Annotated in this window: 7 protein-coding genes and 1 pseudogene; all 8 read left to right on the top strand. The window is 57.7% G+C overall.

Going from position 1 to position 9085, the window contains the following annotated elements; genetic code table 11:
• A pseudogene (locus JUJ53_RS19505) lies at positions 1 to 430 on the top strand (hypothetical protein); the annotation flags it as partial.
• 368 nt (positions 431 to 798) lie between these two features.
• Positions 799 to 930, top strand: coding sequence for a hypothetical protein (locus JUJ53_RS25220; protein ID WP_275415809.1), 132 nt, complete (start codon positions 799 to 801; stop codon positions 928 to 930).
• 266 nt (positions 931 to 1196) lie between these two features.
• The gene (locus tag JUJ53_RS19500; protein ID WP_204153711.1) at positions 1197 to 2171 is read left to right on the top strand and encodes a GNAT family N-acetyltransferase; all 975 of its coding nucleotides are present in this window, start codon (positions 1197 to 1199) and stop codon (positions 2169 to 2171) included.
• A 26-nt stretch (positions 2172 to 2197) separates the two neighbouring features.
• Positions 2198 to 4366 (top strand): peptidase domain-containing ABC transporter, encoded by a 2169-nt coding sequence (locus JUJ53_RS19495; protein ID WP_204153710.1) that lies wholly within the window; start codon positions 2198 to 2200, stop codon positions 4364 to 4366.
• A gap of 32 nt (positions 4367 to 4398) precedes the next feature.
• Entirely contained in the window at positions 4399 to 5028 is a 630-nt protein-coding gene (locus JUJ53_RS19490; RefSeq protein ID WP_204153709.1) for a DUF4347 domain-containing protein, read from the top strand.
• Positions 5029 to 5210: 182 nt separating this feature from the next.
• Positions 5211 to 5396: a hypothetical protein gene (locus tag JUJ53_RS19485; RefSeq protein ID WP_204153708.1), complete on the top strand. Its 186-nt coding sequence runs from the start codon at positions 5211 to 5213 to the stop codon at positions 5394 to 5396.
• A 93-nt stretch (positions 5397 to 5489) separates the two neighbouring features.
• A complete protein-coding gene (locus JUJ53_RS25215) occupies positions 5490 to 8318 on the top strand; it encodes an FG-GAP-like repeat-containing protein (protein ID WP_204153707.1) in 2829 nt (942 codons plus the stop codon).
• Between the two features lie 62 nt (positions 8319 to 8380).
• A complete protein-coding gene (locus JUJ53_RS19475) occupies positions 8381 to 8860 on the top strand; it encodes a hypothetical protein (RefSeq protein WP_204153706.1) in 480 nt (159 codons plus the stop codon).
• Positions 8861 to 9085: the final 225 nt, after the last annotated feature.

Here is a 9085-nt window from a genome sequence, read left to right as displayed (position 1 = left end):
ATTGAGAACAGTGTCAATAGATTTGTTGAAAAAGCTCATTCTTTCGTTCAGGATTCGGCAGATTGGGCAAGCTACTGGTCAAAATGAGAATTGCTGGTGTAAGCCGGTCAACCTTGCGAAAATCACCATCTTGCTTGACCATGGCTATCATATTGAATGGATTGTGAGCGCCTTGCAAGCCATCTATCCAGGCATCTTGAGCAAGGTTCGCTTTGAACGTTTGGCCAAACTCTCCAAGCAAGACAAGCAAGCCCAAGGAAAGTCCGGGTTTGTCGTGGTGGAAGTCCGATGGGTGGTTGAGCGGTCACATGCCTGGATGGAACGCTGCAAAAGCTTGGTGAAAAATTTTGAGCGCACGCTCCCTCATGCCACAGCCAAGCTTAATCTTTGTTTTATCCGACTCATGCTCAAACGACTTGCTGTTGCTTAGCTTTCATCCGGATGGAGCGACTGCACTGAAGCATCGGTGACTTCCGAAAAAGATCCCAAATGGGTTCTATAAGCGCTGTAGGGTGGGCACTGCCCACCATCTGAAAGAAAGTTATTTAGAGATTATCTTGCGGCAGAGGTCAATCCAAATTCGTATTTAGGGATACCGAAAACTTAAACAGGGGCTTTAGCGGTATGCCCTACGGTGAGGCCTACTCTGTAGCCCCGTCAAGATCAGTTTTGGATCAGCAAATTTCTGATCCAAAACTGATCTTTCACCGCTGGGTTAATTGAGCCACACTTCAGGAGTACGCAACGTACACCTGTTTCTTCAACGTTTATTCTTCAACACACACAAGGAGACCACCCATGAACCAGAAAACTCAGACCCAACCAGCGACGAACAAGCAGCCCCAGCCCCCGGTGAAGTACCCCGAACTCAGCGATGCTGAGCTAGAGGTAATCTGCGGCGGCGGCAACCTCATAGGAAGAAAGCGGTAGGAACTCCGGCCATGATCACCAAGGTGTTTACGCCTAGGCTCATAGCAAAAGTCTGCTAAAGCAGACCGGGGAACTTGCCTCCCAATCCTCTTCAGAGGATTTCCGCTTTGAGCGTGGGACTAGAAGTCCCACGCTCGGCTTTAAGGAAGCACCCCCTCAAATCCGCCCCACCTTGACAGGGGTGGTAGAGGCAGGCCCGCTGGGGTGTTGAGCAACAGCCTAACGGGCTTTGACTGACGCTCAATGGTCTCAAATCGATAAGAACGATGAACCATTCCACGCTAAAACCTTCTGCAACACTGGCCCAGTCGGCCCAGATCATCGGCCTGCATGCAGACTACGCCGCCACCTATGAAACGCTGACCTACCCTAATTTTTGGCCTGTGCTGCACAGCATGGCGGAGAATCCCAGTGTGGTTGCGGTCGGGGCAGAAGTGGAGGGTGTGCCGGTGGGGTTGGCGATCGCCTGCCTGGATCGCTCTGACGACTCTGTTAATAGAGAGGATGATCAGCCATTGCAGGGGCAGGTGCTATCGCTGTTTGTGACCCCTGAACATCGCAATCGGGGGCTGGGCCGTTTGCTGCTCACCCATCTAGAGACCCAACTGTGCGATCGCGGCTGCCAGCAGCTAGAGATTCGTTACCTGAGTAGCCCTCAGTCGCCAGCGCTAGAGCAAATTTTGGTGCAGCAGCAGTGGTTTGCCCCCCAGGTCACGGCTCTGGTGTGCTACGCCTCCACCGATCGCGTCAGGCAGGCCCCACCGCCCCATTTGGTCGATTATTTGGGGCGCTGGCTCGATCGCCTCCCCGCCCATTACCAGTTCTTTCTCTGGACTGAGCTAACGCCAGCGGAACGCACCGACCTAGAGCAACGGATGCAGGGCGATGGGCTGATGCAGCGCTTTAACCCCTTTCTGGACGCCGACCGGCTAGAGCCGTTGAATAGCCTGGGATTGCGCTGCGACAATCGCATCATCGGGTGGGTGATCACCCACCGCATCGCCGCTGACACCATTCGCTACACCCAGATGTATGTAGACCCGGCTTCTCAGCCCCTCAGCCGCAGCACCCTACTGCTGGCCAAGGCCATTCAGCTCCAGGTCGAGCAGTTGCCCCACACTAAGGGCACCTTTCGCGTCGATATCGACAACGCCCCGATGGTGAGGTTTGTTCACCGCCGCCTCAAGCCCTACTTGGATGAAGTTCGCACGGCCTACTGTGCCATCAAGATCTTGCAATAAATAGTCCTGCCCTAGAGTTTTTTCCCATGACCTACACCTGGTTATTGCAGCACAGCGGCGAAGACTGCGCCGCCGCCAGTTTGGCCATTGTTGCCCAGCACTATGGGCGATCGCTGCCGATCAATCACGTTCGCAGTATGGTGGGCACCGGGGCCGGGGGCACCACCCTGCTGGGGCTAAAGCGAGGGGCAGAGGCCCTGGGGTTTGAGACCCAGGCAATTCAGGCCGACCCCGACATCTTGCAGAGGCTCGACACCCTCATCCTGCCTGCCATTCTCTACTGGAAGGGCTACCACTTTGTGGTGTTTTACGGTCGGCGGGGCCACCAGTATGTGCTCTCTGACCCCGCCGTGGGGGTGCGCTACCTCAGCCGTGAGGAGCTGCTGAAGGGCTGGCAGGGTTACTTGATGTTGCTGCTGACGCCCGACCCGGCCCGCTTTGGGGCTCAAGCCTTAGACCCAGAGCCGATCAACCCCTTCGAACGGCTGCTCCATCGGCTCTGGCAGCAGCGCCGCATTCTCAAGGGGCTGCTGCCGCTGAATCTGCTGGTGGGGGTGCTAGCGTTGGCCACGCCGCTGCTGCTGCAATTTTTGATCGATCGCGTGTTGGCCCCCGGCAATGCGCCCTGGCTCGCCCCTGTCGCTGTGGGGGTAATGGCGATCGCCCTGCTGAATAGCGGCCTGACCTGGGTGCAGGCCAATCTGGTGGCGGCCTTTGCCGAACGGCTCCAGCAGAGCCTGAAGCTCGACTTTGGCCAGCAGGTGCTGCACCTACCCTTGACCTACCACGAAGCTCGCCGCAGCGGCACGGCGATTCGCCGCTTGGTGGATATTCAGCAGATTAACCAGGTGATTTCGCAACTGGTGATTGAGCTACCGATCAAAGGGTTTATTGGCCTAGTAGCCCTGGGGCTGATAGTTATCTACAGCTGGCCCTTGGGGCTGGTGACCCTGGCTATGGGGCTGGTCATGATGGCGGTGACCCTGGCGTTTCAGCCCACCCTGCGCCAGGCAACCCATCGGGCCTGCGTTACCGCTGGCGACAATGCCGGGCTGCTGTCGGAGGCATTTAACGGGGCGCTGACCCTAAAGATGATGGCGGCGGCCCCCCAGGTTTACCCCGAGCTACAGCGGCGATCGCACCAAGAGTCGCAGCACAACCTGCGGGCGGCCCGCATTCGCATTGCCAATACTACGCTGACGGAGGCGATCGCCGGGCTGGGCACCGTGGCGCTGCTGTGGCTAGGCAGCGAGCTGGTATTTCGGGGACAGCTCACCATCGGTACCCTGGTGGCCATTTATGGCTTAAAAGAAGGGGTATTACAGTGGGCTACCGCCACGGTCAAACTGATCGGCGACTGGAGCCAAATTAAAGCGATTACCCGCCTGCTGGCCGAGCTGTTTGAATATACCCCCGAGGGCCAGGGTGATGCCGCTAAACCCTGGATTCCGCTGGCCCCCGCCGCTGATATTCACCTTAAAAATGTCTCGTTTCACTATCCGGGGCGGCGCACCCTGATCGACCACCTCTCGGCGCACATTCCTGGCGGGCAGGTGGTGGCGCTGATTGGCCCATCGGGCTGCGGCAAAAGCACCCTGGCCAAGCTGCTCACCGGGCTATACCCGCTTCAGAGCGGCGAGATCTGGCTGGGCGATCGCCCGCTACCCGACTTTCCGCTGCCCTGTCTCCGCCAGCAGGTGGCTCTGGTGCCCCAGGAGGCGTTTTTTCTGCACCGCTCCATTGTCGAAAACTTTCGTCTGGCAGCGCCCAACGCCACGCTGGCCGACATCGTAGCCGTCTGTGAAATCGCCGGAGCCGATGAGTTTATTCAGCAAATGCCCCAGGGCTACGACACGGTGCTGGGAGCTGTGGGGGCCAATATCTCGGGGGGGCAAAAGCAACGACTAGCGATCGCCCGCGCCCTGCTCAACCATCCGCCCGTGCTGATTTTAGATGAGTCGACCGCCAACCTCGACCCCCTGACCGAAACCGATGTGTTAGAGCGGGTGCTAGCCCATCGCCGGGGACAGACCACGATTTTAATTAGCCATCGTCCCCAGGTAATTCGCTACGCCGACCACATTGTCATGCTCGACCGGGGGCAGCTGCAATTTAGCGGTGTGCCCCAGGCGTTTTATTCCGACCAGAGCGCACCGTCGGCCCAGGCCTTTTGGCCACAGACGGTCATGAGTTAATGCTCCGTCAAGCCCATCTCAAGGAGGCTGCCATGTCATCGACTTACCCCGTAACTACCCCAGCTAGGCCGCCTTTGCCCCCAGGGCAAGATTTGGTGGTAATTAGCACTGAGCTAGCAGGCTATCGGTTTTTGGCGCAGAATGTGATCCCTAAGGTGGAGGTGTTGTTGCTGAGCCGAGGGCGGGATGGCGTGACGGCGATCGCCCAACAACTGGCCACCCTGCCCTCGATTCGCCGCCTACACCTGGTGACACCGGGCGGGGCTGAGGGGCTGCACCTGGGTAGCGTCACCCTCCGCTCCGACAACTTGCCCAACTATGCCAGGGCGCTGTATCAGTGGCGATCGCACCTGGCCCCCCGCGCCGAAATTTTGATCTACAACGGTGAAGTGGCCCGCACTGAGGCAGGCAAACTGCTGATCGATGTGTTGCATCATCTGACCGGGGCGGCGATCGCTGCCTGCACCACCCCACCCAATGCCGCCTTTCCTCAGGGCCGCTGGGAAGTGGACTGCTCAACGCCATCATTATCACCCTCGCTGGCGCTGCCCCTAGATCTGGTCAGCCCTGGCTTTGGGCACCGCCATGCCCCTGATCCACGGCGGGTAGCCCCCCTGATCGATATTGCAGACTATCTGGCCTATCCGCTGCCTGCATTGTGATATCACACAAATCACTGAATACATGGCAGATTTAGATTTTCCTAAGCTGCTATTTTGGGTTGCGGATTTCAATTTAGATAGATTGCTTCGCCACATTTCTTTGGTTCTCTAGAGTCAGAAAAATAGCTGGAAATTTCAAGTTTCTGATCGGCTAAAATTTCCGGTTTTTTTAGTCTTTTAGAATGACTTTTTCTTCAGTTTATTTCAGATTTTATTCAGCAAACTCTCAGGGTTTAAGAGCATTATTTTTTGTAATTGCCTTTGTATTTCTTGGAGCTTATTCTGCGCGTTTAGTTCAGGCAAAAATTATTCACGCCAAGTTCAAATCAGGAGCTATAGCTTTCCCACTTTTCTCTGAAATGGGGTGATTGACTGTGCCCTGATTGACGGGAAGATCGTCAGCCTGTACTACAGATTTTTCAACCCATAGCAGCCCTTTTACAATCCTTTGGAGAACTCCGATGGCTACCTTCAACGTCACGACAACTAACGATATTATTGACGCCAACGATGGCGTACTGAGTCTACGAGAGGCGATCGCTGCGGCGGGCAGTCTCCCTGGACGAGATACCATCATGCTTCCTCTCAGCGGCACGATTACGCTCAACAGTTCGCTGCCCACCCTGCGCACCGGGAATGATCTGACAATTCAAAGCAGCAGCCGGTTCTCCACTATTTCAGGCGACAACCAGCACCAGCTCTTTGCCATTGATGGAGCCAACGTCACCTTTGAAAACCTCACCCTGGCCCAGGGGTTGGCGATCGGCGGCAACGGTGTCAATGGTGGGGGCGGCGGTGGCGGTTTTGGCGGCGCGCTGTTCATTAATAACGGCTCTGTCGTGGTGGATAACGTCACCTTTTTGAATAACCGGGCGATCGGCGGCAACGGCACCTTTGGCAGTCGGGGCGGGCGCGGCGGTAACGATTCCAGTTCTGGTCGCAACGGCGGCGATCCCGGCGTCGGTGGAGCCTTTAATGCTAACGCAGGCACGCTCATTACCGGGGGTGGGGTCATTCTGGGCGGGAACCCTGGCCAGGGCGGTCGCCCCTTCCCCAACGGCGATTCCCAAGGGCGGCCAGGTCAGCCGGGTGGAAATATCACGTTCTTTGGCTCAGGGGGTGGCTCTGGCGGGGCAGGCGGCGGCGGCGCGGGCGGTGGCGGGGCCTTTGAATCGGCTGGCAATGGTGGACGCGGCGGCGGTGGCAGCGTGGGTGGCTTTGGTGGCGGTGGCGGTGGTGGCGGTGGCGGTGGCGGCGGCGGGGCCAACGTCCTCGGTGGTCAAACGGGCTCAGGCAACCTGGGGGGCGTCGGGGCCCTGGGGGGACCGCTCGGTGGCCGGGGCGGCAACGGGCAAAATGGCCGCAGTGGCGAATCTACCTTTTCGGGCAATAGCCCCGGCAATGGTGGCTTTGGCGGCCAGGGCGGCGGCGGCGCTGGCCTGGGCGGTGCCATCTTTGTGCGCACCAACGCCGACCTAGACATCAGCAACAGTCGGTTTGAGGGCAACACCGCCACGGGCGGCAGCGGCTTTGGCCCAGGTCAGGGCGTTGGTGGGGCTATTTTTGTGCAAGCGCCCGTGCTCGTGAGTGAACTCGGTGGGGTGGTGCGGCAACACAATCTGACCTTTGTCAACAACAGCGCCAGTTCTACGGCGGCCAACACCTTTGGCGAGCTGGCCGACTTGCCCCTCACCCCCATCGGACAAAACAACCCCCTCGCCAGTATCAATGTGGGTGCTTTTAGTGTGCCGACCTTGGTGGATGAGAATGGCGACGGCGATCTCGATCTGTTCATCGGAGCCAGCGATGGGAGGATCAGCATCGCCCGCAATGAGGGAACTGTGCTTGACCCCAGCTTTTCGGCTCCGATCACCATTCGAGATCTGGGCGATCGCAGCACGCCGACGTTTGTGGACATTGACGGCGATGGCGACCAAGACCTGTTTGCCGGAGATACCTTTGGCCGCATCCACTACTATCGCAATCGCGGCAGCGGCAGCGGGGCCAGTTTTGCGCCGCCAATCATTAACCCCTTCGGCATCTCTGGGGGCGGTGGCTTAGCTCACCCTGCCTTTGCCGATATCGATGGCGATGGCGATCATGATCTGTTTGTGGGCACCGCCGACGGCACAATTTTGTTCTATCGCAACACCGGCACCCGCACGAATCCCAGCTTTGTGCGAGGAGCCAACAATCCCTTTGGTTTGCGGCCTGCGGTGGGTGCGGCTGCGCCCCACTTTGCCGATGTCGGCAACGATGGCGATTTTGATGTCGTGATTGGTGCCGCCGATGGCACGACTCGATTTTTTGAAAATATCGGCACCCCCACAGCTCCCCGATTTGTCGAGTCATCACTGATTCGCTTGCCCGATGTGGGCACCAACGCCACCCCGGTTTTAGCTGATATCAATGGCGATGGTTTCCTCGATGCCTTTATCGGCAACCAGAACGGCGTCGTGAATTTTGTCAATGGGGTGGCCCTGGGCGGCAGCTATCCAGTACCGGTCTATCGGGGTGAGGATGACGTTGTTTTAGGCGGGTTTGGCGGTGTAGGTCGCGGGTCAAACCCTTCCCCTGAAACCAGGGCAGCCATTGATGAACTGCACTTCTTTGGCGCGGGACTAACGGCTGAGAACCTATTGCTCACTCAAACTGGCGACGATCTTGCAATTCGCTTTGACGGAGTGGATGACACCCAGGTGATTTTGCGTGGCTTTGCCCTAGAAGACCTGGATAACCTACCTACCGGGATCGGCAACATTCTCTTTGACGGTGACGAGACTATCCAGGACAGCTTTGATGTGTTCAACGCCGACTCCACCCAGAGCCGGATCTGGAACCGCAACACGGTCACGTTCTTGAATGACCTGGACAATCTGGTGCTGGGCTTTAACGATTCAGACGATGTGATTAACGGCCAGGGCGGCGACGACATCATTTTGGGTCTCAGCGACAATGACCTGCTGCGAGGCGGTGAGGGTGATGACATCCTCGATGGCGGCCTGGGCAGCGATGTGATTACCGGCGGCCTGGGTGCCGACACCTTCCGCTTCGGCGCAGACCTGATCGCCAGCGACGGCGGCGACTTCGATGTGATTACCGACTTTGAGGCCATTGATCGCCTCGACTTCAGCGGCTTTTTGGGCGCGGGCGGTGAGTTTTCGCTGGCAGTGCTGGGCGATCATCTGATTGCCAACCTCAGCACGGGCGACCAGTTGACGGTGTCGGGCAATGTTCAGGCGGCATCGGCTCAGTTGGTACCCTTAGCAACGGATGTAGCGATCGCCTAACCCCCCAGGGCAAACGCATACTCATGAAGCCAGCACCTTGAGAAGATAATCGTTATGCGAGTGTGCTGCAAGCGAGTCGCGATGACGCGGCAGCGCAAGGACTGGATAAATTCTGGTCAAATCGGTGGATGACCCCTGCGGCCATCCTGTCCGGCCACATTGATCAAACAGTCGAACGCTGCCTAAAACATTCAACCGTGCTGACGATCCAAGACACGACTGAATTAGACTTCAGCACTCACCGCAGCACCCGAGGCTTGGGACCCATCAGCGATGCCTCAGCGATGGGACTCAAAGTCCACCTAACCCTGTGTAGTAGCGATGCGGGCGTGCCCTTGGGCATCTTGCAAGAAACCGTGTGGGCCAGAGAGAAGACTCGACGCGGCGCGGGCTATCGCGATCGCCAAACGGCGATCGAAGAGAAAGAAAGCTACCGGTGGCTGGAGCATCAGGAAGCCAGTCAACAACTCATTCCCGAATCCGTAGAAGTCATCACCATCACGGATCGCGAAGGTGACATCTATGACCTGCTGGTTGACTGACAAAACTCATGACTGAAAGCTGTAGGATCGGGCTGTAAACTCACGTTCCAGGTGTTTCTTATCTTGCTTTTTCGAGGCTGAGGCAGGGGTAGGATCGTGCCCCCCTTGCAAGGCAACCGTGGCAAACTAACGACCAGCCTTGATGCAGGACTCCTTTGAACCAATTCCACCCGATTCTGAAATAGCTGTTACCCCGTTGCCAATGAGCATCGACCCAGCGCCGCT

Origin of the sequence: Leptolyngbya sp. CCY15150, from assembly GCF_016888135.1 — a bacterium.
Taxonomy (GTDB): Bacteria; Cyanobacteriota; Cyanobacteriia; order RECH01; family RECH01; genus RECH01.
Note: the sequence above shows the minus strand (reverse complement) of the source record. Positions and strands in the feature narration are given on the sequence as shown.